This is a genomic window from Moraxella sp. CTOTU49803, from assembly GCF_032097965.1.
Taxonomy (GTDB): Bacteria; Pseudomonadota; Gammaproteobacteria; order Pseudomonadales; family Moraxellaceae; genus Faucicola; species Faucicola tetraodonis.
The window spans coordinates 18141-43486 of sequence record NZ_DAMCJP010000002.1 but is presented as its reverse complement, the minus strand read 5'-3'; the positions used below and the strand labels follow the sequence as shown (position 1 = coordinate 43486).

Here is a 25346-nt window from a genome sequence, read left to right as displayed (position 1 = left end):
TAGGACACGCGTACTGGATAATCACCTGAAATTGCGCAATTATTGCATTTTTAAGCTATATTTGAATCAATGACAACCCATCCCACCCATGACCAATAGCGCATCCACTAGGCGAGAATTTTGTTTAGATGATACTGGGCTTTTAACAGGACTTTTAACAGGTCTTCCAAAGATTGCGTTTTGTGATGGACTGCTAGATGATTCACCGTCTGCTTGGTGGCTATGCTGCTTGGGCTGTTGGTGCTGTTGGTTTCGATAGTGGTTTTGGTGGCTGTTTGGATGGCTGAGGGAGTGATTGCTTTGATGATGGCTAATCGTCGTGTCGCTTGTGGCTGTACTAGCATTGGCAGCCAAAACCGATGTTGGCTGATGAAACGCCAAATACGTCAATGCCAAAAACCCCGTGAGCGCCAATCCTGTGAGCGTCAATCCTTTGAGCAATAGGAGTGTATAGTGGGGTGATGATGCTAAATTTGGCATTTGAATTCCAAGTTGTGATAACCCATATAAACCCTTACAATAGCTATACTTTTAATGCGTTATCAATCAAAAATTAGTGAGAAAGCGGGTGAGTACACAGCAACACAAACCACATACCAAGATTTTACCTGAAGCTGAATTGACTGTCCCAAAAAATTTTGACGACGATCATCCGATTAGTTTTGCCAAATCTGATGGCAAATCTGTGGGTATCGTCACACCGCAAAAAATTCATTTTGATACCCCACTGACGTTAGAATGTAATCGCACGCTGCCATTTTTTGATTTAATGGTGGAAACTTATGGCGAACTCAACGCCGATAAATCCAATGCGATATTGATTTGTCATGCGCTATCGGGCAGTCATCATGCGGCTGGCTATCATAGTAGCGATGATAAAAAGGCAGGCTGGTGGGATACTTTTATCGGTCCTGGCAAAGCGATTGATACCACGCGTTTTTTTGTGGTATGTCTTAATAACATTGGCAGCTGCTACGGCTCGACGGGTCCAACCAGTACCAATCCAGAAACCGGCAAGCCTTATGGTCCTGATTTTCCCTTAGTCACCATCAAAGACTGGGTAAAAACCCAAGTCATGCTCTCTGACTATCTCGGCATTGACATCTGGCATGCGATTGTTGGTGGCTCAATGGGTGGCATGCAAGCCATGCAATGGTCAATTGACTATCCGAGTCGGCTAAAAAAATGCGTGGTCATTGCCAGCACGCCGAAGCTGTCTGCGCAAAATATTGCCTTTAACGAAGTGGCACGCCAATCGATTTTATCCGATCCTGATTTTTGCGAAGGACGCTATATCGAGCAAGGCAAAATTCCCAAACGCGGCTTGATTTTGGCGCGCATGGTCGGTCATATCACTTATCTCACCGATGAAGCGATGCGGGTAAAATTTGGACGCGATTTGAAAGCCGGCAAGCTGATGTTCAACTACGATGTAGAATTTCAAGTGGAAAGTTATTTACGCTATCAAGGTGAGCAGTTTAGTGAACGTTTTGATGCCAATACCTATTTGCTGATGACCAAAGCCTTAGATTATTTTGACCCAGCGCGTGGCGCGATTGAGGATGACAGTATCAATGATAGTTTGAGTGATACCGATGCGCTACGATTGGCATTGGCAAACACCCAATGTAAGTTTTTAATCATATCCTTTACCACCGATTGGCGGTTTAGCCCAGAGCGCTCACAAGAAATTGTGGATGCGCTAATTGCCAATGGTAAGCCCGTAAGCTATATCAATATAGATGCCGCCTATGGGCATGATTCGTTTTTGTTTGATATCCCGACCTATCGTCAATCGGTATTTAATTTTTTAACCGCTTAATTTAGATTTAATTTTGGATTTAACTTTAGATTTAACGAGAATTGAATGAAAATCGACCATCAACTTGCTGAACGCTGGATCAAACCCAATGCCAAAGTCTTGGATTTAGGCTGTGGTAACGGTGATTTACTCGCGCATTTACAAAACAAATTGGGCGTGTTTGGCTATGGTATCGAAATCGACCAAACTAAAATCAATGACTGTGTTACCAAAGGCGTTAACGTCATTGAGCAAGACTTAAATGATGGGTTGGCGCGGTTTGCCGACGCAAGCTTTGACACGGTGGTGATGGCGCGCGCCCTACAAGCGGTCAAAGAGCCCGACCAACTACTTCTCGATATGGTACGTGTTGGCAAAGAAGTGATTGTCACTTTCCCTAATTTTGCACATTGGCAAAACCGTATTCACTTGGGTATCAAAGGCATGATGCCAATGTCTGAAGCCCTGCCGTTTGCTTGGTACAACACGCCGAATATTCACTTGTGTACCTTTAAAGACTTTGAAAAGCTGTGTGATGACAATGACATCCGCATCGTCAATCGTTTTGCGGTACAAGAAAGTGAAAAGCCCTACCCTTGGCTACTTGCACAAATTATCCGTAAAAACCCCAACTTACTTGCCGATGTGGCAATCTATCGTGTTACCAAAAACTAAGCTATTTTATCGCTGATTCTATGCCTATGAAGATTTGGTGAGCCGATAAATTATCGTCTAATCTAACAATATCTCACAAAAGTAAAGCCCTATACGACACCAAGTGTCGCAAGGCTTTGTTTCCCCTGTGAAATATTGTAACAACTGTTTACATTTTCACTTAAATATTTGAAACGCAAAGCAAACAGTGTTAACCTAAAACAATCAAAAGATTGCGTTATCCTATTAAAATATAACGAATGGCTAAATCATTGTAAAATTTAAGATTTTCTGTTAATTCGTTTACCTATTTATTAAGTTTATTTTATCTAAACCTAGGCAAGCTTGCGATGGCTGCAGCTTGATACTCGGAGTTGGTTATGAAATTATTAAAAGTCACCGTATTAACTGCATTTTTAAGCTTATCAGGCGTTGCAAGCGCTGAACTGGTTGCCAATATTCCACTCAATGGCTCACGCTATGACAGCATGGAACCGATGGCATTACTAAGCCAAGCTAAATCTGGCAACCAACAAGCCCAATTCTTCCTAGCCAAACGCTACCAAAAAGGTCTCGGCATTCAGCAAAACTTCCAACAAGCCATCCAGTGGTACACCACCGCCGCCAAACAAGACATCGCACCCGCACAATTAAATCTTGCCATGATGTATATCCGTGGCGAAGGCGTGCAGCCCAATGCTGGGCAAGCGCGTTATTGGTTAGAAAAAGCGGCAAAACTGGGTGATAACCGTGCCAGCTATACCCTAGCCATGCTAGATGAAAAAGAAAAGAAATTGGTCGATGCCTACAAATGGTATGACCTAGCGGCTCGAGACGGCATGCTATCAGACCAAGTACGCACCCGCGCGCAAAGCAAAATCGGTCAATTGGCATTAAACTTGTCATCACAAGATATTGCCACTGCACGTAGCCGTGCGGATTCTTGGTTCCAAAGCAAGTAAATTTAATACAACGAATGTTTGGTTAAGTGTTAACCTAACCATTAAAATCCCTGAGACCCTAGTATTTACTAGGGTTTTTTGTTTTTATGGGTTAAATTAATCAAGATTGCTCGGCGCACATTGATTGTATGAAATCGCGCATTCATGGATTTTTTTGAACAGTTTTATGCGTCAGATACTAGCGCGTTAGCCAAGTAGTTGCCACCCCAGTTTTTGCTACCTTTTTTTGGATATGCCCTATGCCAAACCCTGCCCTACCGTCAAAAAATCAGCTTTGGCTGTTAGTTGCCGCCGCTGCGGTTATTTTATTGATTACGTCTGGGATTCGGCTATCACTTGGGTTATTTATCAAACCGATTGATGCTAGCGCGCATATTGGCATTGTGCCAATCAGTTTTGCCTTAGCGGTGACACAGCTGATGTGGGGCGTGTCACAGCCTGTGACAGGGGCGCTAGCGGATAAGTTTGGCGCATGGCGGGTACTATTGTTCGGCACCTTGCTACTGGCGATTGGCTGTTTTAGTGTACCCTATTTTGTCAGTGCCGGTGGTTTGGTGGTCACGCTTGGGATTTTGGTCGCATTTGGGACAGGTGCGGGTAGTTTTTCAGTGCTGATGGGGCAAGTAGCGAATCAGACCCCACCCCATATGCGCGGCACTGCATCGGGTATTATTAATGCAGGTAGCTCGTTTGGGCAATTTTTATTTGCGCCGATTTTACAAGGGTTAATTGCCCTGCCAGTGGTAGGTTGGACAGGGGCAATGTATTTTATGGCAGGGACAAGTTTGCTGTGTTTGCCGTTGGCCTATTATCTCACGCAGGGTAACAATGTAGGTAAACATGCGCCTGCCGCTTCGTCGGCGGTTGCCAATAACCAAGCCCACGAAACGCTATCACAATGCATTCGACGCGCGCTTAGCGATCGTAACTACTGGCTGCTGCATATCGGTTTTTTTACCTGTGGTTTTCATATTGCGTTTTTGGTCACTCATTTGCCGATGGAAGTGACGTTGGCGGGTCTTGGTAGCAATGTTGCCTCTTGGTCGCTCGCGTTGATTGGCTTATCGAATGTGGTTGGTAGTTTGTTTGTCGGCTGGTGTGTGGGTCATTTTCGCAGCAAATATATTTTGTTTTGGATGTATTTGAGCCGTACTATCTTGATTGCGATTTTCTTGATGGCACCCAAGACGGCAACGACTTTTTTTATATTTGCGGTTAGCTTAGGTCTAACTTGGCTTGCTACAGTACCTCCGACTGCGGCAACCGTCGGCAAGTTGTATGGGGTCAAATATTTGGCAACCTTGTTTGGATTGGTGTTATTTAGTCACCAAGTTGGCGGGTTTTTGGGCGCCTACTTGGGGGGAATTGTGGTCGATAAATTTGGTAATTATCAGTATATGTGGTATGCCGATATGGCACTGGCTGCCTTAGCTGCTGTGCTCAATCTACCGATTCAAGAGCCGAAAATAATGAAAGCTACAAGCTAATCTGTTGCTTTACTCTCTCTTTAAAATATTGGCGTGATTTTTCATCCAACCCAAGATAGCGATTTTTGCTTAAGGTTAAAAAATTACTATCTTGGTCAACTCCGATAAATTTTCTACCAAATAAATTGGCAGCAATACCTGTTGTCGATGAGCCTGTAAATGGGTCAAGCACGAGATCATTGGCTTTGGTAGACGCCAAAACAATCCTTGACAACAATCCTAACGGTTTTTGCGTAGGATGTTTGCCAAATTGCTTTTCCCAGCTTGATACCGCAGGCAGACGCCAAACATCTTTCATTTGTTTGTCACCATTGAGCGACTTCATTAATTCATAATCAAAGTAATGCGGAATTTTTGGGTTTTTTCTTGCCCAGATTATCCATTCAGTTGAATAGGTGAAATAGCGACAAGAAAAATTTGGCGGTGGATTGGGTTTTTCCCAAGTTATCATGTTTAAGATTTTAAAATTGAGTTGTGATAATACTCGCCCTAGCGTAAAAATATTGTGGTGGGTTCCACTCATCCAAATCGTGCCATTATCTGCCAACATTCGCTTTGCTTGGCTTAGCCAATCATAAGTAAAAATATAGACTTCATTATCATCACTAAATTTATCCCATTCGCCCTTATTAACAGATTGCACCATGCCATTTTTTACCGTTAATCCGTCATTGGATAAAAAATAAGGCGGATCGGCAAAAATCATATTGATAGATTTATCATCGATTGTCGGCAAAATGTGTAAGCAATCACCTTGCAGCAGCGTGAAATCTTGTAGTTCTGATTGATAAAAAATCATTCCATCATATCCGCAATAAAGTGCAACATTGACGCGATATCATAACTCCCTTCTAAAAACCCCATTTCTTCACAACCATCAGGAATGAAAACCGTCTGGTTTTCTAACCGACTATCCAAGCTAAGCATTCGCAAGGTATTCACAATTTTGCCTTTGATGCCTTCATCCGCTAGCCATTCACAATCATCATTGAACTTGTAAGCAACATGCATGTCAATAATTCCAAAATAACACTTATTGTGTGTAGTTAATTTTAATCAATCAGTGAGAATAACGCAATGGAAAATGACATTTTAATCAAGTTTGGGCAAAAAATTCGCCAACTGCGCAAAGCTAAAAATCTCAGTCAAGAGCAGTTAGCAGAACTGACAGGGTTTCATCGTAACTATATTGGCATGGTCGAACGTGGCGAGCGAAATCCTGCACTAATCAATATTGAGATTTTTGCTAACGCGTTTGATTTGTCGTTAAGTGAATTATTTGATTTTTAGGATAAATAATGGCAAGACAGCCTAATAGTTTTGGCGGTGGGGCACAAACCAATATTAATGGTCTAACCTTTGAAAGAAACATGGATCTTTTGACAGTGATTGATGCTCTACCTAATTTTCATACGGTAAATAATAAAATTTATTTGAAAAATATTTTGGTCGCTGAACATTTTTCTAAGTATGGCTTGTACAAAAATTACTTATTGCTTAATCAAATAAATTGGCAAGATTTTATTAGCTCTCAATTATTGCCTGATGATGTATTAATTACCCAAAAGTCATGTTATATCATAGAGAAAAAGTTTCAAAATACAGGCGGGTCAGTTGATGAGAAACTGACAACTTTTCCTTTTAAAACCCAGCAATATCAGAAAATGTTTACCCCTTTAGGAAAACAAGTTCATTTTTATTACTTACTAAGCGAATGGTTTGATAAGCCTAAATATAAAGACCCATTACAATATATTCGAGATAATCAATCGGACTACTTTTTTAATGTTGCTGACTTACTTAATAAGATTGTTTGGGAATAAAATTTTACCCAAATAATCATCTTTTAACATTTCAATATTGAGCAAAATATTGTTGCGTTCAAAATAGTCTTTTAATGGATTTTTAGTTTTCAGCCAACCTTTCCCATCAGTCACCCAAATAAAAGTAACCTCTTGAGCCTGCCAAAAGCGGCTCATTTCGATATATTCAGTTGCGGTGGATTTTAACTTTGAGCCACCACCGCCATAAAAATTGCACTCGATAAAAAATAACTGCGCATCTTTTTTGATTACAAAATCGATGATTCTCGAAGATTTATCAACAGCAATATCGATGCCCCAAACTTCTTTAATCTTTTTGGCGTTGGCTTGAGCCAAATAAGCTAAATTATGTTCATGACAAAATATGGCGACAAAGGATTCAACGAGTTTTTCCATCGATGTACCACCACGATTTTTTCGACCGTTGGAATCAAGTCCAACTTCTACACCAATACAATAGTCAGGGATACTTTTAATTTGCTTGGTTTTGATCAATTCCGCAAAACCACTCTCAATCAAGAGATTTACCACATCGTGAATTTTTTCATCTGTGACTTCTTTTAAATTGAAGTCAAAATTTTTATAAATAAAAGCCGTGCTATCAATCAAAACTTCAATTGATTTGTCTCGAATTGCCAAAAGAGTGGGTACTGTCTTAATTGTCTTCGGATAAGTCTTAAGAATATCGAACAATGCCGCTTCGATATCTTCTTTACCAATGGCAGTGTTTAACAAATTCAGCTCTTTTTCGATTGGCGTAATATTTTTAAACACCTTTCCCCAGTTCACAAAATAATCAAACTGAGTGATACCTTTTAAATTTAGTGTCTCAATGAACTTCTCAAAATGTTTATCTGCAAACAATTGACTATCCATAATTAATAATTCCGAATTAGTAATTCATTCACGGCTTGGCGACTGGTTGATTTTGCCCCAATAGCACGATTAGCCGTTACTCGCTCGATATTAAAATCTTGATAGAGTGTGTCAAAGAAATCATCATACTTGCTGTGCGTCTTTGGGTCGGAATTACTTAATAAAAACTGATGCCCCAACTTATCAATTTTCTGGCAAAACTCATGCAGCCGACGTTGCTCACTGTCATCAAAAACTTGATGAGAATACGCAGTAAAACTTGCTGTTTCGCTAATCGGGCGATAAGGTGGATCAAGATAAAACCAGCAAGGTAAGTTGTTTGGTAGCGCTTTAAGCGTTTGCTCGTAGTCACCCTGTAAAATCACGACTTTTTGCAACGCGTCAGAGACTGCAAGTAATAATGCTTTATCCAAAAAAACGGGTCTTTTATAACTACCTATTGGCACATTAAACTGATTTTTTTTATTAACTCGATATAGCCCATTAAAACTGGCTTTATTCAAAAATATAAATAAACTGGCTTGCTTCACTGGATCAAGATTTCTTTGATTGAAACTTGCACGTTTAGCATAAAAATAAGGCGTTTTTGCATCTTTATCTAACAACTTATCATAATCTTTTTGCAAGTTATCTAACTCAATCATTAACTGTTGAACATCTGCCTTGATAACCTGATAGACATTTATTAGATCTTCATTAAAGTCATTAATAATAAGTTTTTTTAGATACTTTAAGTTAGATAATGCCCAAAAACTGACCGCACCCCCACCTAGAAATGGCTCAATCATACAGAAATCTTGATTGGCTGTATAATTTGGCAAACGTGCTTGTATATCACCGATGAGTTGTGATTTACCGCCAGCCCATTTTAGAAAAGGTTTAAGTTGAGACATTTTTTAAATTTGAACATCGAATCAAAAAGGAAAGGCATTATAGCACAGCCGATTTTTATCCTTTCAATGAACTTCAATGCAAATTGATATGTTAGAATTTTAAGCAAACCTGTCACTCATTATAAAAATATGCCGACCATTACCCAACAATCCCCTGCCAAAATCAATCTATTTTTACATATTACCGGTAAACGCCCCGACGGCTATCACAATCTACAAACCGTATTTCGGCTGATAGATTTATACGATACGCTCACTTTTAGTCATACGGATACAACCATTGGCGACAACTTGCCCGTCACCCTGACCAATTCCGAGCACGTCACCGACAACCCTGCCGACAATCTGATTATTAAAGCGGCCATTGCCTTATTAGCCTTTGCCAAAAATCATCAAATCTTGAGTGACTCGCAAATCGCCCAATTACCAATTGTTGATATTCACCTCGATAAACACATTCCGATGGGGGCAGGCTTGGGCGGGGGTTCGTCTAATTGTGCGACAGCCCTGATGACGCTCAATAGCTTATGGCAACTGGGATTGAGCAATGAGCAGCTACGCCTTATTGGCGCAAAACTGGGCGCAGATGTACCGATATTTATTTTTGGCAAAGATGCCATTGCTGAAGGCATTGGCGATATTTTAACGCCGATTGACTTGCCTGCGCAGCAATTTTTATTGTTAAAACCCGATGCCCATATCAGCACGGCTGAACTTTTCGCCCATCCGCTGCTAAAACGTGACTGTGCAAGCCTTTCTCATGACTATTTGCAAAACCATTGTCATGCCTTTACCAATGAGCTAACCGATGGCTTCACCAATGTTTTTGAACCTGTGGTATGTGCCTTATCTGCAAACGTCAACACCGCGATGAATGTTTTAATGACGCTTGCCGCCAACACCCACACCACACCACGCATGACGGGCTCAGGCAGCTGTGTGTTTTTGCCAATACCTAGCGATTTTGATAAAAACACCATCAAACACTGGCTACAATCCTCACCGTTTCACGCGTATTGGGTGCATACGCTGTAATAAATTTTTGATAAATCAACAATTGCAAAAATTTTGGTGTTTATGTCCAAAAAAAGCTTGCAATTTTATGTTTTTTGGTTAAAATATCGCTTCCAATATAGGGGTATCGCCAAGTTGGTAAGGCACCAGGTTTTGATCCTGGCATCCGTTGGTTCGAGTCCAGCTACCCCTGCCATATTCAAAGATGTACAGATTTTCTTGTGCATCACGTAGTAAAAATTTTGTCATAAAATCTGCGCTGTTCAAGACATTTTACATTGACAAAATCGCCTAAAATCGGTATAGTTCGCACCGTCACAGGGGTATCGCCAAGTTGGTAAGGCACCAGGTTTTGATCCTGGCATTCGTTGGTTCGAGTCCAGCTACCCCTGCCATTTTCTTTACTAACCCATTTTTAGTAGTTGACGTAATGACGTTTTTCTCATCCTAATTGTAAAAGTTAGTTGATGAGTTTTTTTGTTTGATGAAACCGTCGTTGGTCTAGAAAAATAGGACTCGCATATGCCTTATTTGGCGATTTTTACCGGAAATGCCCATCCAGAATTGGCAAAAAATGTCACCAATCACTTACATATTCCGTTAGGACGTGCCGATGTGACGCGTTTTTCGGATGGTGAGGTCGCGGTTGAAATCCAAGAAAATGTACGTGGTAAAGACGTCTTTATCCTACAATCAACTTGCTCACCGACCAATGACAATTTGATGGAAATCATGGTAATGGCAGATGCCTTGCGCCGTGCCAGTGCAGGTCGCATTACGGCAGTGATGCCCTATTTTGGTTATGCGCGTCAAGACCGTCGTCCTCGCTCAGCGCGTGTCCCTATCTCAGCAAAAGTGGTGGCTGATATGCTCAATATCGTGAGCATTGACCGTGTCGTTACCGTGGATTTGCACTCAGACCAGATTCAAGGTTTCTTTGATATCCCTGTAGACAATATTTACGGTACGCCGGTTTTATTTAAAGATTTGCGTGAGCAAAAATACGATAACTTGATGGTGGTATCTCCTGACGTGGGCGGTGTGGTGCGTGCCCGTGCAATGGCAAAACAGTTAGGCGATGCCGACATGGCCATTATCGATAAACGCCGCGCCAAAGCCAATGAATCAGAAGTGATGCATATCATCGGTGATGTTAAAGACCGTGATTGCGTGATTATCGATGATATGGTGGATACCGCAGGTACCCTGTGCAAAGCCGCCGCCGCATTAAAAGACCGAGGCGCGCGCCGGGTGGTGGGTTACATCACTCACCCTGTATTGTCAGGTAAAGCAATCCAAACAATTGCAGCGTCAGTGCTTGATGAACTTGTTGTAACCGATACTATCCCACTGTCAGATGCCGCAAAAAACACGGGCAAAATTCGCCAAGTGACCATTGCCCCTATGCTGGCTGAAGCGCTACGTCGTATCAACAATGAAGAATCATTAAGTGCGATGTTTGATATTATGTAGGTGATTTTAGGCAATACTAGCCAACATGTAAGATGCGAGCTTATTGGTTCCGTCCATGTTGCTATTCTTAACTTGCTATTTGCAAAATAATTGTTAAAGTTTTGCCATTTTTTAAAAAAGTGGCGCATAACGCATAAATTGGTCGCAAATTTATGCTTTTTTTCACTCGCTAGTCACTTGCCAATCTTTTTAACTAAAGCTTTGTAAGTAAATTCAAACAGCCAAGTCATACTGACAAGGCACCCATGACTAGCCTAACCCAAGGAAACTCCCATGAGTAACCAAACTTTTGAATTAAACGCTGTCGTACGTGGCGACGAGTTACAAGGTAAAGGTGCGAGCCGCCGCCTTCGTAAACAAAACCTAGTACCAGCAATCGTATACGGTGCAGACAAAGAGCCAGCCTCTATTGCTATTCGTTACAATGAATTGATTAAATCACTTGAAACAGAAAGTTTCTTCTCTCACATTTTGACCATCAACGTAGAAGGTCAAGGTACGGAAGAAGTGGTGATTAAAGCATTACAACGTCATCCAGCCAAAAACACCCCAATGCACGCTGACTTCCAACGTATCGTCCGTGGTCAAGCGATGCACATCACTGTTCCTGTACACTATGTAGGCGCTGAAGATGCACCAGGTCATAAAGCAGGCGGTATCTTTGTATCAAATGCCACTGAACTTGAAATCACTGCCATTCCTTCAAAAATCCCAGAATACTTGACAGTAGATGTATCTGGCATGAACGTCGGTGATTCGATTCACTTGTTAGATATCCAGTTACCTGAAGGCGTTGCCATTCGTGAGCTTGAAGTGACTGAACCGTTTAACCGTACTGTGGCTACTATGCAAGCGCCAACAGTAGAAGTTGAAGAGCCAATCGAGCCAGAAGCAAATGAAGAAGCTGCCGGTACTCGTGATCCTGAAGGTGACGAAGAAGCACGTAAGCTTCAAGCACAAGATGACACCCATGATGCCCCAAAATCTGATGATGAATAATCATTTGTCATTTGCCGCTTAAGTTGGAATAATCAGCGTGTCAAAACTTAAACTGATTGTCGGACTTGGCAACCCAGGTCAGCAGTATGCCCAAACACGGCATAATGCTGGCTTTTGGTTTGTGGAGCGTATGAGCGAGACGTTTAACATCACCATGACGTTGGATAAAAAATTTCATGGTTTGGTTGGACGTGGCGTAGTGTATGGCATGGATATACGCTTATTGTTACCGCATACTTTTATGAATAAATCAGGGGAAGCAGTGGTGCCGATGGTGAATTTTTATGGCATCCACAATGACGAACTGCTGATTGTTCATGATGAGCTTGACCTTGATGTGGGTCGTATGCGCTTAAAAACAGGCGGTGGTCATGGCGGTCATAATGGACTGCGTGATATCGTGCCACATATCGGCGCGGATTTTCACCGTTTACGTTTGGGGATTGGTCATCCAGGACATAAGTCCAAAGTATCGGGTTATGTGCTTGGCAAACCGACCGCTGATGAGCAAATCGCATTTAACAGTATGCTAGATGCTGCCATGCGTACCCTGCCCGATTTGGTGACAGGTGACTTATCCAAAGCCCAGCAAGCCATCAATAGTTTTAAACTACCTAATGCCTAACGTTAACCAAAGGACAAGATTGATAAATCTTAGGGTCTATCCTTGAACTTTTATTTTCCTTCCATATATTGATTGCAAGATGGATGAATTTCTCACCTGATATTTCAATCATGTTTAACTTTTATCGAGTTGGTTAACAGCCTCTCATGACTAGCCTGCTCACTTTTACCACAATGACGCGCATCGCGTTAACCTGACAAGGTAAGGAACGATCATGTTATTAACCCTATTAAAAGCCAAACTTCACCGCGCGCGTGTGACCCATTGTGAACTTCACTACGAAGGCTCATGTGGCATTGATAGCGAGTTACTCGACTTGGCGGGTATCCGTGAGAACGAATCAATCGACATTTACAATGTCAACAATGGTAAACGCTTTCGCACCTATGCGATTCGTGCAGAAGCAGGCTCAAAAATGATTTCGCTCAACGGGGCAGCCGCTCACATGGCAGATTTAGGCGATGTGGTGATTATCGCTGCTTACGCGCAAATGGATGAGAAAGAAGCCGACAACCATCATCCACGCTTGGTTTACCTTGATGAAGGTAATATCGTTAAAGACACTGCCAACGTGATTCCTGTGCAAGTTTCTTAACACAGCTTTATCGCCACCAAAAATTTGCGAATAAATTAGGCGAGGCATTGAATACTCGCCTTTTTGTTGTCTACATTTTTTATCTTTAGACAATGCGTTTGGCTGATAGGTAGATTGATGGGTTTAAGCGTAGATTTTACCTTACCCGTTTGCTTGCGATAGGTCAGGTAGCATCCGTGGCCAGGTAGCGGAAAGCCGAATAAAGAATTAACAAAATTTTACTTTTAGTGTCTGTTAATAAAAAAAAGCCGAAATTGATTCGGCTTTTTTTAAACGACTAAAGGGCTTAAAGAAGCCAAGATAGGCGATTATTTTTCTACGCCAGCTGGTTGACCTTTGTATTTGGCGTTTGCGTAATCCCAGTTGACAAGTTTATCTAGGAAGGTGTCAACGTAGTCTGGACGACGATTACGGTAGTCGATGTAGTAAGCATGCTCCCACACGTCACAAGTCAATACCGCAACTTGGTTATGGGCTAATGGGGTGTCTGCGTTTGCCGTTTTGGTGATTGATAATTGACCACCCACGCTGTCAGCCACTAACCATGCCCAACCTGAACCAAATTGGCTTACAGCCGCGTTTTTGAATTCTTCACGGAATTTTGCATACGAACCAAATGCTTCTTCGATTTTGGCTTTTAGGTCGCCTGTTGGCTCACCACCACCATTAGCAGTTAGGCAGTTCCAGTAGAAAGTATGATTCCAAACCTGCGCCGCTTGGTTAAAGATGGTCGCTTTGCTGCTATCACCTGCGGTGGCTTTGATGATTTCATCCAGCTCTTTACCTTCAAGACCTGAACCTGGTAGTAGCTCATTTAGTTTGTTGACATACGCTGCATGATGTTTGTCATGGTGAAATTCTAGGGTTTCTGCGCTGATATGTGGCTCAAGCGCGTTTTTGGCGTATGGTAAATCTGGTAATGTAATGTGTGACATGTTATTTTCCTTTTTCCTTCGCTATTGTTGTGATGACTTTATGATAAAAGTAACCACATGCCATTTGTGTGATAAAAGCTTTGTATTAAAAGCGCATATATCAAAACCATATCCAAAATGGCAAGTTGGCTGGGTTGATGTTATTTAGTTTATGTTATTTATCTATGCTTCATCAAGCTTTATCAAGGGTTAAAAACGCTCACCAATTTTACTATCGTTAGCTTTGTTTATTAACCTTGCTATCATTAGCCTTGATAATATCCTCATAACACATGGGTTATTTTGCCATAAAAATTGGCAGAATTTAACCGTTTCTATAGTGGGGATTTATTATCTTGTGGGGTAAAAATCAATGAGTGCATGCTAATAAGCTGATTTTTAACCCGTTACTTGCTATTTGATGATAGCAAATTATTCAAAAAAAACTGTAGTGGTTTGGTATAAGGCTTTTGCAATGTGAGTATTTGCAGCGCGAGCCACTGTTAACTATGCTATGATAAGGTCAAGTTTTTTATGCAAAATACACACAGTGGGTCTGTATGTCAGTTTCTATCCTTAATCAACTATTTCCTACCCGCCAGTTAGTCCTCGCCAGTAATAACCAAGGCAAACTCGCGGAATTCAAGCAATTATTTGAACAAGCCAATCTTGAAATAACAGTCATCCCACAAGGGCAATTGGGCATCGAGGACGCGGTCGAAGATGGACTTAGTTTTATTGAGAACGCGCTGATTAAAGCCCGCCATGCCAGCCATATTAGCGGACTGCCTGCGATTGCTGATGATTCGGGTTTATGTGTACCTATCTTGGGCGGTCAACCCGGAATTTATTCTGCGCGTTTTGCCCAAGATGAAGCCAGCTTTAGCCAGCATAAAGACTTAGCCAATAACCAAAAATTATTGCGGCTGCTTGAACCCCACAGACATACGAATGAGCCGATTATCGGGCAGTTTGTTTGCGTGTTGGCACTCGTGCACCATGCCGATGACCCGCTACCCATCATTGCCCAAGGGATTTGGCAAGGTGAAATCTTGCCCGCCCCGCAAGGTGAGCTTGGTTTTGGTTATGACCCGCTATTTTGGCTACCTAGCTTACAAAAAAGCGCTGCCGAGATGCACAAGGCCGATAAAAACCGCATCAGTCATCGCGGGCAAGCGATGCAGCAACTGCTAATGCAATTGATGAAGTAAAGGTTTTCAACTCACGCTCTTGCAGATAGACAGGGTGTGACTGCTAAGGTAGTCAATACAGAGATTTTACAGCAACAATTTTTTTACTTTACTAGATGATTAATTTATACTATACCACTTTCGGTTAATTTTTGCCTTTTAGCATGCGTTAACCAACAGATTTTGGATTGCGTATTTTATAGGCTTTTTTCAATCACCTTAAAAGCCTGATAACTTATCGCTATTTACCTTTATGAGTGGCACCCACGCTGCTCTTTTTTGATATTTTATGGAAGGTTTTGTTATGTCAAATTCAAATGTGTCAGATTCAACAGTTACTAACTTAGAAGTAACTACCAACAAAAAATCAAACCTTGAAACCCAACTCACGGTTAAAGTACCTGTGTCAACCATTCAAGGTCGTGTGGAAAAACGCATCAACCAAGTGGCAAAAACCGCTAAAATCGACGGTTTCCGTAAAGGTAAAGTGCCTGTATCACACATTCGCGCCCAATATGGCGCAGGTATCCAACAGGAAGTGATCAATGATGTGATTCGCGATACCGTATTTGATGCGATTCGTCAAGAAAACATCCGCGCCGTGGGTATGCCAAACATTGATGACGTGAAACTTGAAAACGACTTTTTGGTTTATCAAGCAACGGTTGAAGTATTCCCAGAAGTAGAAGTTCAAGGGTTATCAGACATTGAAGTTGAGCGTCAAGTTGCCAACGTGGGCGACGCAGATGTTGACACCATGATTGAAAACCTACAAAAACAACGCCAAACTTACGTTGCCAAAGACGATGCCGCAGATGAAGGCGACCAAGTCAAGTTTGACTTTGAAGGTTCAATCGACGGTGAAAAATTTGAAGGTGGTAGCGCACAAGACTTTAGCCTAGTCTTAGGTAGTGGTCGTATGATTCCAGGCTTTGAAGATGGTATCAAAGGCATGAAAGCAGGCGAAGAAAAAACCATCGACGTGACATTCCCAGAAGATTACCAAGCTGAAAACCTACAAGGCAAACAAGCACAGTTCAAAATCAACGTCAAATCAGTTGAGCAATCACAATTACCAGAATTAAACGATGAGTTCCTTGAAGCATTTGGGGTAACAGAAGGCGGCTTAGACAAACTTAAAGCAGACGTGCGTAAGAACATGGAGCGCGAAGTAAAAAGCGCTGCCCGTAACCAAGTGAAAGAAGCGGCATTTAACGCCCTACTTGAAAAAAATGAAATCGACGTACCTGCATCGATGCTTGAGCAAGAAATCGATCGCCAACGTAGTATGATGTTAAACCGTTTTGCCCAGCAATTTGGTGCCGATCCTAAAACTTTTAACAAAGACATGCTACCAAACGAATTATTTGAAGAGCAAGCCCTGCGCGCTGCCCGCCTTGGTATCATTGTATCGAGTCTGATTGAGTCAAATAAACTTGAAGTTGACCAAGAACGTGTGACCACATATATCAATGAAATGGCAGAAAACTACGAAGATCCAAACGAAGTTATCGACTATTACACCAACAATGCGCAGGAACGTGCCAACATCGAAGCGGTGGTGTTAGAAGATCAAGTGGTCGATCATATCTTGTCTCAAGGTAAAGTGACTGATACTGAAGTATCTTACCAAGACTTACTAGCTAGCCAACAACAAGCGATGATGTAATAATTGGCTTAATCCATTCTTAGGCATTTAAGCTTAGGCGTTTAAGAATGTATTTTTAGTCAGCTTAGTAACTTGTTTTTATGCCAATTGCCCTTATAAACGATAAGGGCTTTTGCATATTTAAAAAGGACAATAACATGTTAGAAAAATTCTTGGACTCGCCTTTCGCGACGAGTCAAATCCAAAATACCGTAACCCGTGACGTGTTGTCACCACAAAGTGCTTTAATACCTATGGTGGTCGAGCAATCGGCTCGCGGTGAGCGCTCATTTGACATCTATTCACGCCTATTACGTGAGCGTGTGGTGTTCTTAGCCGGTCAAGTTGAAGACCACATGGCGAATTTAATTGTCGCCCAGTTGTTGTTCCTAGAAGCGGAAAATCCAGAAAAAGACATTCACTTATACATCAATTCACCAGGTGGCTCTGTGAGCGCGGGTCTTGCCGTGTTTGACACCATGAACTTTATCCAGCCACAAGTGTCAACGATCTGTATGGGCGGTGCTTATAGCATGGGTTCATTCTTACTGGCAGCGGGTGAAAAAGGTAAACGCTACGCCTTAGCCAATGCGCGTGTGATGATTCACCAACCGTCAGGTGGGGCACAAGGTCAAGCGACTGATATTGAAATCAATGCGCGTGAAATCCTAAAAATCCGTGAACGCTTAAATAAAATCTTGGCAGAACGTACCGGTCAGCCACTTGAGAAAATCGCCCGTGATGTCGAGCGTGACTATTGGTTAGATGCCCAAGAAGCCAAAGAATACGGTCTGATTGATGAAGTATTAGAAAAACGTCCAAGCATTGCTTAATAGGTTACACACTTACAAAGCAATTAAGACAAGCATAATTTTAGGAGCGTTTTTTTATGTCAAAAAATGACATTGAGCCACACTGCTCGTTTTGTGGTAAAGCCAAACACGAAGTCAAAAAGCTAATTGCAGGTCAAGACGCCAATATCTGTAATGAGTGTATTGAACTGTGCGATGATTTAATCGCCGAATCCAAGTCTTTAGGCAGCGACGGTAGTGATACCAATGAGCGTGAAAACTGGGCAGCACGCAAATTGCCAACCCCCAAAGAAATTCGCAGCCACTTAGATGAGTATGTCATCGGTCAAGATAAAGCCAAAAAAACTTTGGCGGTAGCGGTTTATAACCACTATAAACGCTTAAAGGTCAGTGAAAAACTGAGTGAAGATAAAGCGTTGACGACACTTGGCGCCGATGATGCCATGGTTGAGCTATCAAAAAGCAATATTTTGCTGATTGGTCCAACTGGGTCTGGCAAAACCTTACTGGCGCAGACCCTGGCACGCCTACTTGATGTCCCATTTGCGCTCGCCGATGCCACTACCTTGACCGAAGCAGGTTATGTCGGTGAAGACGTGGAAAACATCGTACAAAAACTGTTACAAGCGGCAGAGTTTGATGTCGAGAGAGCGCAAAAAGGCATTATTTATATCGATGAAATTGATAAAATCAGCCGTAAAAGCGAAAACCCTTCGATTACCCGTGATGTGTCGGGTGAAGGCGTACAGCAAGCGCTGTTGAAACTGATTGAAGGTACGGTTGCCAATATTCCACCGCAAGGCGGTCGTAAGCACCCAAACCAAGAGATGATTCAAGTCGACACCAGTAATATCTTGGTGATTTGTGGCGGTGCTTTTGCCGGTCTCGACAATGTCATTCAACAGCGTACCGAAAAAACCGGTATCGGTTTTAACGCTGAGGTAAAAGCCAAAGACAGCGGTAAAAAAACCGGTGAATTGTTCAAGCAAGTGGAGCCAGAAGATTTGATTAAATTTGGTCTGATTCCAGAGTTAATTGGTCGTCTGCCTGTGGTCGCGACACTGGAAGAATTGGACGAAGAAGCATTGGTACAAATCTTAACCGAGCCAAAAAATGCGCTAGTCAAACAATACGAATACTTGTTTGAAATGGAAAATGCGACGTTATCGTTTACCGATGATGCGCTGGTGGCGATTGCCAAACAAGCGCTAAAGCGTCGTACCGGCGCGCGTGGTCTACGCTCCATTGTTGAAAACGCCCTGCTCGATACCATGTATGAACTGCCTTCAATGACACCCGGCAAAACCGTGACAGTCAATGAGGCAGTGATTGATAATAACCAATCGCCAGAGATTGTTTAACTGTTAGTGATTTTAAAAATAGTGAGTTAAAAAAACGTGCCTATGTCGCACGTTTTTTATTTGGCTTAATCGGTACGAAAATCATTGTGGTTGTAATGCGTGCAAATCTCGAAGGACTTATTCTCTAATTGTAAACACGCCAACCTGTCTGTCATTTGATTAGGCAATAATTGAGTATGATTGCCCCAAAATTCTTCCCAATTCATCACACGGTAATTTTTTAGCCAGCGGTTTTGACGAATTGCAGGTTGATTGTTAATGGTGGCAATGCTAATTTGGTCATCGCCCCTGTCTAGCTCTGAAGTAAAAGGCATCAAAATTTTATCGGTTTTGGACAGGTATTTACGCTGGGTGTCTTTTGCAAATGTTTTGATAGTTTTGCCATTGTTTAGCTTAAAATTTCGCTTCGTTCACCAAACTTTGCCCGTGGCAGCGGTGGCTGTCATATTGCAAGCAAGTTTTTGCTGTAATTTATCGTGCCTAAAAAGATAGCATTGGGTTGATTTTGGGTCTAGCTTGTAAACTTCTGCATGGGTAATACTCATAAGACCTAAAGCCAACCCTAAAGCAATCGCTAATTTTTTAATCATATGACCCCCTGCAGCATTTAATCTTCAATCAACCAACCCTGTTGTACCGCAATGGCAATTTGCTCGGTTATCCAGTCGTGAATCTCGGGAAAATCCTGTCTGATAAATGCTTGGGCGGCTTGGACTTGGGAGCGCTTGACCTGATGATCTGTCCACGCACCGCCATCTGTCACCATATTGAGCATAAAGGGCAATAGCCTATCCACTACTTTAAGCAGTTTGCTTTCAGCACTATGACCTGTTTCTTGCTCATCCCACAGTGTTAACAATTCTGAAACGGGGTTGCCCATCATCGCTGCCAATTTTTCAACGCCTATTCGCTCATCAATATGCGCCTGCGAGCGTTTATCAGCGTATAAGAACGTGTCACCCGCCTCAATTTCGCCCAAGTCATGAACCAGTGCCAGTTTGAGCAGTTTTTCATGATTGACCTCTAGGTTGAAATGCTGCGCGACTGCCCAACACGCCATCGCCAAATGCCATGAATGCTCGGCAGAATTTTCAAGACGTCGTGGCGTGTCTTCAGACAGTTGGGTGGTATAGTTGCGGCGGTTGACTGATTTTAAGGCATCCAATGCCAACAGATAATCAATAAGCGGTTGCATCAAATACCTCTTAATCCTGCATGGTCTGAGTTGTGTTCACTTGACTAGCGCTGAAATCGTTTTAAACGCGGGATCTTCTGAGCTACGACACAGCTCAAATAAAATTGCTTCAGTGGTGGTGACGACTGCACCGGCACGGCGCATACGACGAATCGCAATTTTACGGTCATACAGGTCTCGCGAGCCCACCGCATCGGTGATAATGATAGGCTGCATACCGTTGTCGAGTAAATCTAACGCCGTCTGCATGACACAGACATGGGTTTCTGTGCCAAATAAAATCACATTGTTGCGATTTTGCTGGGCGATATGATGCCAAGAAGTTGGCGTATCACAGGCGCTAAAGGTTGTTTTTTCAAAGACTGGCGTATTTTTTTCAGATAGTAACTGCGTCAACTCTGGCAAAGTATGCCCCAGTCCTTTGGGATATTGCTCATTAACCATAATGGGAATATTGAGCGTTTGTAGACCTTGAATCAAAATCGCTGTTTTCTTGAGTAATTTTTGATGGTCGGCAATATGGGGCGCAAGTTTTTCTTGTATATCAATCAGCATGGCTTGGCAGTCATTGCGCTCGATACGATAGGGTTTTGGGATAAATTTTGTTGTCATCTTCAGCTCCTTTGATGATGGTTCAACTTGGGTGGTTATAATCATTCGTATGTCACGAATGCTATACTATACTCTATTAAAAAAATGCCATTAAAAATTCATCGCATCATCTGCGGTGTCCACCACGGTTAACTGGTAGTCCAAATGTCCTAAATAACCATAATGTCCTTTTTCACTGAGTTCCGCAACAATAGTGACGTCATCACAATGCACCTGATCCATGAGCTTGGTTTGATGACTGGCTTGATTGTCAGTAGGTGTTTTATTGGACTGATACAGTGATTGGATACGCAATAATGGGTCATTGAGCGCATAGGTAGCGCCATCGGTGACAAAGGTTAAATACTCACCGACCTTGTGCACCTTACCTTTAAAATGCTGATTGGTGACAACCCCGCTAAATGCAGGGGTATATAAACGGCGCGCTTTATATTGCTGCTTGGCATATTGCCATGCGCCATAACTGCCTAGGACAGCAGTTACGCCCGTTGCTGCTGTGGCTGTCACACCAACGCCAATGAGTTTCGCGACAACGTGACGCTTTTTAGCTTTGTTTTTTTGTTTGCGAGGCTGTGCTGAGCGCTTCGATTGTTGTGCTTGAGGGTCAGTCGCTTTGTTATTTTTTTTAACCATGAATGTCACTTTGAATGTTGTTTTTGATAAAAAATGCCAGTAATCACTTCAAAAAAAATTGATTAACTTATAGTAAAATGTTTTGGCAACATTTACCGCAACTTTTTGTTAGTATTATTTTTGCCAAATTTGCTTATATTTTGCAAGTAGCTGTTCGGGCGATTCGGGGCGCTCATCGTCTTTGATGATGCAATCAATCGGACAGACTTTGTCACAGGTTGGCTCATCATAGAACCCAATGCATTCGGTGCACAAGTCAGGATTGATGACGTAGGTTTTTTGTACTTTATTGTCATAGCTAATGGCTTCATTTGGGCATTCAGGCTCACAAATGTCGCAATTGATACAGTCGGAAGTGATTTTTAGTGCCATGTCTTGTAGTCTGTTTTTACCTTTAGCAATTAACACCTTGAGCAATTAATGAGGGACACCGCACTCAAATGCCATACCTCATATGCCATACATTGTCATCTTGCATCCATAACTCCTGCCTGACATCTGCCATCGGTTAATGCTTATAATACAAAGTGATCATACATTCGGTGAGTGAGAAAAAGTGATAGCGAACATGCTCAGGCAATAGCGGTTGAGACTGCCAGTCTCGAGATTGCCATAAGTTATGTAAAATCTCATGGCAGCTGTCGCGAGTGTGAATTGCTTTACCGTTAACAAACCGAAAATTGTCCGCTAAATTCCCGCCAAAGTCGTCTCAATGGCTTTAAAATCCCGCCTGATACCGCGACAACACTACCTAGTTAGGTAAAAATTGGTTCACTGACGCTTTTCATGATTAATGCAAATTGCAACACATCATCTTGCATCTCTTTAAACGGATTGGCGATTTGACACACCCAGCCAGAGCCTAAAGCGCCATCAATCGGCTCACCTTGTTTATTCCACATTTCTTTGAGGGGATAGCTCAAATTACCCTGTGGCGTCATGATTTCGATGGTATCACCCACCATCAATTTATTCTTAATTATTAAGGTTAAGCGTGTTGGGGTAATGTCGCTAATCTCGGCAACAAACTGTTGATGATCGGTTTTTGATGACCCATATTCATAGTTTTGGTAATCACTATGCACGTGGCGACGTAAAAAGCCTTCGGTATAGCCGCGATTGGCGAGCCCATCGAGTGCGGTGATTAAGCCTGTATCAAATGGCTTACCAGCGGCGGCATCATCAATCGCTTGGCGGTACACTTGCGCGGTGCGCGCCACATAATAATGCGACTTGGTACGGCCTTCGATTTTAAGTGAGTGTACGCCCATGTGGGTCAGCTCAGGGACTAGCTCGACGGCACGTAAGTCTTTAGAATTCATAATATAAGTGCCATGTTCATCTTCAAACATCGCCATCAATTCGCCTGGGCGACCTTGTTCTTCAATCAGTACCACTTCATCCGATGGTTGCTGTACATAGTCATCGCCCATCACCACATCACCATTTAGATTGATAGTTTGAATGGCATCTTCTTGCGTAGCTTGAGTAGGCACAAAAACTTCGGGGCTATTGATAGGTTGGCTGATAGGCTGCGCGGTAGGCTGTGTTGGCACGATATCGCCCGTTTCGTTTTCTTCTGCTTTATAGGTGTTGTATGACCAGCGACAGGCATTGGTACAAGTGCCTTGGTTGGCATCACGTTTATTGATATACCCAGAGAGCAAGCAACGACCCGAATAGGCCATACAAAGTGCCCCATGGACAAATACCTCAATTTCCATATCGGGCACTTCAGCGATGATTTGTTCGATTTCTTTGAGTGATAACTCGCGACTCAAAATCACGCGGCTGACGCCCATTTGTTTCCAAAACTTGACCGTTGCCCAGTTCACCGCGTTCGCCTGCACCGATAGGTGAATTACCTGTTCTGGAAAGGCCTCACGCACCATCATAATCATCCCAGCATCTGACATAATCAGCGCATCGGGTTTCATCTCAATCACAGGGCGGATGTCTTCGATAAAGGTTTTAAGCTTGGCATTATGCGCTTGGATATTGACCACGACATAAAACTGCTTGCCCAGTGAATGGGCGTAGGCAATCCCTTTGGCAAGATTTTCCTCATCAAAATCATTATTGCGCACCCGCAAGCTATAGCGTGCTTGTCCCGCATATACGGCATCTGCGCCATAGGCAAACGCATATTGCATATTACGAAAAGTGCCAGCAGGGCATAAAAGTTCAGGCTTACGGGTCATAACTATCCTTACAGCGTGTCATACAATGTGAAATTATTGATATTATAACAAATTTGATAATCACGCGGAAAAAAACTTGAGTAATTTACTCGGAAATCATGATAAAGCGGTTATAAAATATTCAATGATAAACCCGCACAGACTGCCATGGTAAGCTCAGCGACTTGCTCATCAAATGTACTTGACCATTCACCTTTTAATACCAAGGGCGGTTGTATCCAGCGCCAACGCAACCCCGTGACGATACTCTCTACCGCGCGTTTGCTACCTGTACCGTCAAGCCCCCCACGGATATAACACGCCACAGGCAGTCCTTGTTTTTGCTCTAGCACAGGGTAATAAATTCGCTCAAAAAAATCCTTGGTTAACCCCGCCATATAACCAAAATTTTCGGTCGTGCCAATGATAATGGCATCCGCTTTTAACACATCTTCCACTTGGGTTTGTAACGGTGTTTTAACAATCACAGTGACGTTATCAATATCCGCTAGCTGTGTGGCGGATTTTGCAACTTCTGCTAATCGCTGGGTATTATCTGATGGCGTATGTAATACCAATAGTAAATTTTTCATTTTACGCATATTTTACATCCTAAAATGTCATGATTACCCAATTTTGGCGAATAAAAAACCGCAAGGTGATGCGGTTTCAGTCAGCGTTTTAAGTTAGCGTTTTGATGAGCAGGTGAGTGATGCCAAATTTAAGGACGGTGGATTTTATCGCCCACTTCCCCCATCATACCGCGTACTGTGTTTAAGATATCAGCAGGCAGTACCACGGTTTTGGCATTCGGTGATTTTGACATATCAGTCATGGCTTTGATGTACTGCTCACCTAGTAGATATAGCAGCGGAATTTCGCGCTCGCCCACCGCTTCACTAATCAAGCGAATTGATTGCTCACTGCCTCGTGCCAGTACTACTTGCGCTTCGGCATCACGCCGTGACGCCTCAAGACGTCCATCAGCTTCTGCAATCGCCGCTTGGCGCTGGCCATCTGCTTTGGTCACTGTAGCACGGCGTTGACGCTCCGCAGCTGCCTGTTCTTCCATCGCCATTTGCATGGTGGGTGATGGGCTAATATCTTGGATTTCCACGGTTTTTAGGGTAATTCCCCAATCGGCAATATCATCAGAAATTGACATTTTTAGCGCGGCTTTGATTTGGTCACGCGATGATAGCGCACTGTCAAAATCCATGTCACCAATGATAGAACGCAGTGAGGTTTGTACCAAATTACGAATGCCCTGCTCATAATTCTCAATACCATACACGGCGCGCTCTGGATGCACGATATTGATATACGCCACCGCATTGGCGATAATCACGACGTTATCACGGGTGATTACCTCTTGCGATGGAATATCTAGCACTATGTCTTTGGTGGTTACTTTATACGCCACGTTATCGACATAAGGAATGATAAAATTCAACCCAGGCTCTAAGGTCTGATGGTACTTACCCAAACGCTGTACAATCCATTTAAACCCTTGTGGTACGATTTTTACCCCTTTATAAAGGGTAAATAGCACAAAGGCGACCAAAAAAATACCAATACCGCTCAACGCTTCCATGACAA

30 protein-coding genes and 2 tRNA genes are annotated in these 25346 nt (G+C 42.6%); 17 read left to right on the top strand and 15 right to left on the bottom strand.

Annotation, left to right across the window (positions count from 1 at the left end):
- Positions 1-66: 66 nt before the first annotated feature.
- Positions 67-480, bottom strand: coding sequence for a hypothetical protein (locus RT422_RS04320; RefSeq protein WP_313421445.1), 414 nt, complete (start codon positions 478-480; stop codon positions 67-69).
- Positions 481-655: 175 nt separating this feature from the next.
- Between RT422_RS04320 and RT422_RS04315 the strand changes: the two genes are divergently transcribed.
- From RT422_RS04315 to RT422_RS04300, 4 genes are all read left to right on the top strand, one after another.
- Positions 656-1822 (top strand): homoserine O-acetyltransferase, encoded by a 1167-nt coding sequence (locus RT422_RS04315; RefSeq protein ID WP_313421586.1) that lies wholly within the window; start codon positions 656-658, stop codon positions 1820-1822.
- Between the two features lie 45 nt (positions 1823-1867).
- Complete coding sequence (gene metW / locus RT422_RS04310) at positions 1868-2476, top strand: methionine biosynthesis protein MetW (protein WP_313421444.1); 609 nt, start codon at positions 1868-1870, stop codon at positions 2474-2476.
- A 359-nt stretch (positions 2477-2835) separates the two neighbouring features.
- Positions 2836-3417, top strand: coding sequence for a tetratricopeptide repeat protein (locus tag RT422_RS04305; protein ID WP_062332625.1), 582 nt, complete (start codon positions 2836-2838; stop codon positions 3415-3417).
- Between the two features lie 239 nt (positions 3418-3656).
- Positions 3657-4904 carry an MFS transporter gene (locus RT422_RS04300; RefSeq protein ID WP_050324938.1) on the top strand — a complete coding sequence of 416 codons (1248 nt, stop codon included), beginning with the start codon at positions 3657-3659 and terminating at the stop codon, positions 4902-4904.
- Here the strand turns inward: RT422_RS04300 and RT422_RS04295 are convergent.
- Together RT422_RS04295 and RT422_RS04290 are read right to left on the bottom strand one after the other, a co-directional pair.
- On the bottom strand, positions 4894-5703 hold the full coding sequence (locus RT422_RS04295) for a DNA-methyltransferase (protein WP_007117236.1): 810 nt from the start codon (positions 5701-5703) through the stop codon (positions 4894-4896). The two genes, RT422_RS04300 and RT422_RS04295, sit on opposite strands and share 11 nt — an antisense overlap.
- Positions 5700-5915, bottom strand: coding sequence for a hypothetical protein (locus RT422_RS04290; protein ID WP_007117237.1), 216 nt, complete (start codon positions 5913-5915; stop codon positions 5700-5702). The genes RT422_RS04295 and RT422_RS04290 overlap by 4 nt, the downstream gene beginning before the upstream one ends.
- A gap of 66 nt (positions 5916-5981) precedes the next feature.
- Between RT422_RS04290 and RT422_RS04285 the strand changes: the two genes are divergently transcribed.
- Together RT422_RS04285 and RT422_RS04280 are read left to right on the top strand one after the other, a co-directional pair.
- Positions 5982-6194 (top strand): helix-turn-helix transcriptional regulator, encoded by a 213-nt coding sequence (locus tag RT422_RS04285; RefSeq protein WP_312524145.1) that lies wholly within the window; start codon positions 5982-5984, stop codon positions 6192-6194.
- A gap of 8 nt (positions 6195-6202) precedes the next feature.
- Positions 6203-6727, top strand: coding sequence for a hypothetical protein (locus RT422_RS04280; RefSeq protein WP_282850437.1), 525 nt, complete (start codon positions 6203-6205; stop codon positions 6725-6727).
- On the opposite strand, the gene RT422_RS04275 is transcribed toward RT422_RS04280, so the two are convergent.
- Together RT422_RS04275 and RT422_RS04270 are read right to left on the bottom strand one after the other, a co-directional pair.
- Positions 6701-7603, bottom strand: a complete 903-nt coding sequence (locus RT422_RS04275; RefSeq protein ID WP_313421442.1) for a type II restriction endonuclease — start codon at positions 7601-7603, stop codon at positions 6701-6703. The two genes, RT422_RS04280 and RT422_RS04275, sit on opposite strands and share 27 nt — an antisense overlap.
- A gap of 2 nt (positions 7604-7605) precedes the next feature.
- Positions 7606-8496 carry a DNA adenine methylase gene (locus tag RT422_RS04270; RefSeq protein ID WP_065254104.1) on the bottom strand — a complete coding sequence of 297 codons (891 nt, stop codon included), beginning with the start codon at positions 8494-8496 and terminating at the stop codon, positions 7606-7608.
- A gap of 129 nt (positions 8497-8625) precedes the next feature.
- Between RT422_RS04270 and ispE the strand changes: the two genes are divergently transcribed.
- From ispE to panD, 7 genes are all read left to right on the top strand, one after another.
- A complete protein-coding gene (gene ispE / locus RT422_RS04265; protein ID WP_313421440.1) occupies positions 8626-9531 on the top strand; it encodes a 4-(cytidine 5'-diphospho)-2-C-methyl-D-erythritol kinase in 906 nt (301 codons plus the stop codon).
- Positions 9532-9630: 99 nt separating this feature from the next.
- Positions 9631-9706, top strand: a tRNA-Gln gene (locus RT422_RS04260).
- Positions 9707-9829: 123 nt separating this feature from the next.
- Positions 9830-9905 (top strand) — tRNA-Gln (locus RT422_RS04255).
- 127 nt (positions 9906-10032) lie between these two features.
- Positions 10033-10983 carry a ribose-phosphate pyrophosphokinase gene (locus RT422_RS04250; RefSeq protein WP_099833397.1) on the top strand — a complete coding sequence of 317 codons (951 nt, stop codon included), beginning with the start codon at positions 10033-10035 and terminating at the stop codon, positions 10981-10983.
- A gap of 273 nt (positions 10984-11256) precedes the next feature.
- Complete coding sequence (locus RT422_RS04245; RefSeq protein ID WP_007117245.1) at positions 11257-11982, top strand: 50S ribosomal protein L25/general stress protein Ctc; 726 nt, start codon at positions 11257-11259, stop codon at positions 11980-11982.
- 37 nt (positions 11983-12019) lie between these two features.
- Positions 12020-12607, top strand: a complete 588-nt coding sequence (gene pth, locus RT422_RS04240) for an aminoacyl-tRNA hydrolase (RefSeq protein WP_007117246.1) — start codon at positions 12020-12022, stop codon at positions 12605-12607.
- 214 nt (positions 12608-12821) lie between these two features.
- Complete coding sequence (gene panD / locus RT422_RS04235; RefSeq protein WP_036589204.1) at positions 12822-13202, top strand: aspartate 1-decarboxylase; 381 nt, start codon at positions 12822-12824, stop codon at positions 13200-13202.
- A gap of 308 nt (positions 13203-13510) precedes the next feature.
- On the opposite strand, the gene RT422_RS04230 is transcribed toward panD, so the two are convergent.
- Complete coding sequence (locus tag RT422_RS04230; protein ID WP_076775005.1) at positions 13511-14137, bottom strand: superoxide dismutase; 627 nt, start codon at positions 14135-14137, stop codon at positions 13511-13513.
- Between the two features lie 539 nt (positions 14138-14676).
- Here RT422_RS04230 and rdgB point away from each other — a divergent pair.
- The 4 genes from rdgB (at position 14677) to clpX (ending at position 19127) form a co-directional block, all read left to right on the top strand.
- The gene (rdgB, locus tag RT422_RS04225; protein WP_099833395.1) at positions 14677-15327 is read left to right on the top strand and encodes an RdgB/HAM1 family non-canonical purine NTP pyrophosphatase; all 651 of its coding nucleotides are present in this window, start codon (positions 14677-14679) and stop codon (positions 15325-15327) included.
- 283 nt (positions 15328-15610) lie between these two features.
- Positions 15611-16975, top strand: a complete 1365-nt coding sequence (tig, locus tag RT422_RS04220; protein WP_007117250.1) for a trigger factor — start codon at positions 15611-15613, stop codon at positions 16973-16975.
- Between the two features lie 137 nt (positions 16976-17112).
- Positions 17113-17787: an ATP-dependent Clp endopeptidase proteolytic subunit ClpP gene (clpP, locus tag RT422_RS04215; protein ID WP_313421439.1), complete on the top strand. Its 675-nt coding sequence runs from the start codon at positions 17113-17115 to the stop codon at positions 17785-17787.
- Between the two features lie 56 nt (positions 17788-17843).
- Complete coding sequence (gene clpX, locus RT422_RS04210; protein ID WP_313421437.1) at positions 17844-19127, top strand: ATP-dependent protease ATP-binding subunit ClpX; 1284 nt, start codon at positions 17844-17846, stop codon at positions 19125-19127.
- 65 nt (positions 19128-19192) lie between these two features.
- On the opposite strand, the gene RT422_RS04205 is transcribed toward clpX, so the two are convergent.
- The 9 genes from RT422_RS04205 to RT422_RS04165 form a co-directional block, all read right to left on the bottom strand.
- Positions 19193-19441, bottom strand: coding sequence for a hypothetical protein (locus tag RT422_RS04205; protein WP_313421436.1), 249 nt, complete (start codon positions 19439-19441; stop codon positions 19193-19195).
- A gap of 96 nt (positions 19442-19537) precedes the next feature.
- On the bottom strand, positions 19538-19717 hold the full coding sequence (locus RT422_RS04200; RefSeq protein ID WP_313421435.1) for a hypothetical protein: 180 nt from the start codon (positions 19715-19717) through the stop codon (positions 19538-19540).
- A gap of 17 nt (positions 19718-19734) precedes the next feature.
- A complete protein-coding gene (locus RT422_RS04195) occupies positions 19735-20322 on the bottom strand; it encodes an HD domain-containing protein (protein WP_144918220.1) in 588 nt (195 codons plus the stop codon).
- Positions 20323-20358: 36 nt separating this feature from the next.
- Positions 20359-20934 carry a hydrolase gene (locus tag RT422_RS04190; protein ID WP_060994443.1) on the bottom strand — a complete coding sequence of 192 codons (576 nt, stop codon included), beginning with the start codon at positions 20932-20934 and terminating at the stop codon, positions 20359-20361.
- Positions 20935-21024: 90 nt separating this feature from the next.
- Positions 21025-21567 carry a hypothetical protein gene (locus RT422_RS04185; protein ID WP_313421434.1) on the bottom strand — a complete coding sequence of 181 codons (543 nt, stop codon included), beginning with the start codon at positions 21565-21567 and terminating at the stop codon, positions 21025-21027.
- A 114-nt stretch (positions 21568-21681) separates the two neighbouring features.
- The gene (locus RT422_RS04180; RefSeq protein ID WP_007117256.1) at positions 21682-21939 is read right to left on the bottom strand and encodes a YfhL family 4Fe-4S dicluster ferredoxin; all 258 of its coding nucleotides are present in this window, start codon (positions 21937-21939) and stop codon (positions 21682-21684) included.
- A 383-nt stretch (positions 21940-22322) separates the two neighbouring features.
- Positions 22323-23768, bottom strand: a complete 1446-nt coding sequence (yegQ, locus tag RT422_RS04175) for a tRNA 5-hydroxyuridine modification protein YegQ (protein ID WP_313421433.1) — start codon at positions 23766-23768, stop codon at positions 22323-22325.
- Positions 23769-23878: 110 nt separating this feature from the next.
- Positions 23879-24349 carry an NAD(P)H-dependent oxidoreductase gene (locus RT422_RS04170; protein ID WP_313421432.1) on the bottom strand — a complete coding sequence of 157 codons (471 nt, stop codon included), beginning with the start codon at positions 24347-24349 and terminating at the stop codon, positions 23879-23881.
- Positions 24350-24468: 119 nt separating this feature from the next.
- Positions 24469-25341: an SPFH domain-containing protein gene (locus RT422_RS04165; protein WP_036603224.1), complete on the bottom strand. Its 873-nt coding sequence runs from the start codon at positions 25339-25341 to the stop codon at positions 24469-24471.
- Positions 25342-25346: the final 5 nt, after the last annotated feature.

Excerpts from the sequence above, each read along its gene's own strand:
- RT422_RS04320 (WP_313421445.1), bottom strand. The coding sequence starts at position 480 with ATGCCAAATTTAGCATCATCACCCCACTATACACTCCTATTGCTCAAA.
- metW (WP_313421444.1), top strand. The coding sequence starts at position 1,868 with ATGAAAATCGACCATCAACTTGCTGAACGCTGGATCAAACCCAATGCC.
- RT422_RS04305 (WP_062332625.1), top strand. The coding sequence starts at position 2,836 with ATGAAATTATTAAAAGTCACCGTATTAACTGCATTTTTAAGCTTATCA.
- RT422_RS04300 (WP_050324938.1), top strand. The coding sequence starts at position 3,657 with ATGCCAAACCCTGCCCTACCGTCAAAAAATCAGCTTTGGCTGTTAGTT.
- RT422_RS04295 (WP_007117236.1), bottom strand. The coding sequence starts at position 5,703 with ATGATTTTTTATCAATCAGAACTACAAGATTTCACGCTGCTGCAAGGT.
- RT422_RS04290 (WP_007117237.1), bottom strand. The coding sequence starts at position 5,915 with ATGCATGTTGCTTACAAGTTCAATGATGATTGTGAATGGCTAGCGGAT.
- RT422_RS04285 (WP_312524145.1), top strand. The coding sequence starts at position 5,982 with ATGGAAAATGACATTTTAATCAAGTTTGGGCAAAAAATTCGCCAACTG.
- RT422_RS04280 (WP_282850437.1), top strand. The coding sequence starts at position 6,203 with ATGGCAAGACAGCCTAATAGTTTTGGCGGTGGGGCACAAACCAATATT.
- RT422_RS04275 (WP_313421442.1), bottom strand. The coding sequence starts at position 7,603 with ATGGATAGTCAATTGTTTGCAGATAAACATTTTGAGAAGTTCATTGAG.
- RT422_RS04270 (WP_065254104.1), bottom strand. The coding sequence starts at position 8,496 with ATGTCTCAACTTAAACCTTTTCTAAAATGGGCTGGCGGTAAATCACAA.
- ispE (WP_313421440.1), top strand. The coding sequence starts at position 8,626 with ATGCCGACCATTACCCAACAATCCCCTGCCAAAATCAATCTATTTTTA.
- RT422_RS04250 (WP_099833397.1), top strand. The coding sequence starts at position 10,033 with ATGCCTTATTTGGCGATTTTTACCGGAAATGCCCATCCAGAATTGGCA.
- RT422_RS04245 (WP_007117245.1), top strand. The coding sequence starts at position 11,257 with ATGAGTAACCAAACTTTTGAATTAAACGCTGTCGTACGTGGCGACGAG.
- panD (WP_036589204.1), top strand. The coding sequence starts at position 12,822 with ATGTTATTAACCCTATTAAAAGCCAAACTTCACCGCGCGCGTGTGACC.
- RT422_RS04230 (WP_076775005.1), bottom strand. The coding sequence starts at position 14,137 with ATGTCACACATTACATTACCAGATTTACCATACGCCAAAAACGCGCTT.
- rdgB (WP_099833395.1), top strand. The coding sequence starts at position 14,677 with ATGTCAGTTTCTATCCTTAATCAACTATTTCCTACCCGCCAGTTAGTC.
- tig (WP_007117250.1), top strand. The coding sequence starts at position 15,611 with ATGTCAAATTCAAATGTGTCAGATTCAACAGTTACTAACTTAGAAGTA.
- clpP (WP_313421439.1), top strand. The coding sequence starts at position 17,113 with ATGTTAGAAAAATTCTTGGACTCGCCTTTCGCGACGAGTCAAATCCAA.
- clpX (WP_313421437.1), top strand. The coding sequence starts at position 17,844 with ATGTCAAAAAATGACATTGAGCCACACTGCTCGTTTTGTGGTAAAGCC.
- RT422_RS04205 (WP_313421436.1), bottom strand. The coding sequence starts at position 19,441 with ATGCCTTTTACTTCAGAGCTAGACAGGGGCGATGACCAAATTAGCATT.
- RT422_RS04200 (WP_313421435.1), bottom strand. The coding sequence starts at position 19,717 with ATGATTAAAAAATTAGCGATTGCTTTAGGGTTGGCTTTAGGTCTTATG.
- RT422_RS04195 (WP_144918220.1), bottom strand. The coding sequence starts at position 20,322 with ATGCAACCGCTTATTGATTATCTGTTGGCATTGGATGCCTTAAAATCA.
- RT422_RS04190 (WP_060994443.1), bottom strand. The coding sequence starts at position 20,934 with ATGACAACAAAATTTATCCCAAAACCCTATCGTATCGAGCGCAATGAC.
- RT422_RS04185 (WP_313421434.1), bottom strand. The coding sequence starts at position 21,567 with ATGGTTAAAAAAAATAACAAAGCGACTGACCCTCAAGCACAACAATCG.
- RT422_RS04180 (WP_007117256.1), bottom strand. The coding sequence starts at position 21,939 with ATGGCACTAAAAATCACTTCCGACTGTATCAATTGCGACATTTGTGAG.
- yegQ (WP_313421433.1), bottom strand. The coding sequence starts at position 23,768 with ATGACCCGTAAGCCTGAACTTTTATGCCCTGCTGGCACTTTTCGTAAT.
- RT422_RS04170 (WP_313421432.1), bottom strand. The coding sequence starts at position 24,349 with ATGCGTAAAATGAAAAATTTACTATTGGTATTACATACGCCATCAGAT.
- RT422_RS04165 (WP_036603224.1), bottom strand. The coding sequence starts at position 25,341 with ATGGAAGCGTTGAGCGGTATTGGTATTTTTTTGGTCGCCTTTGTGCTA.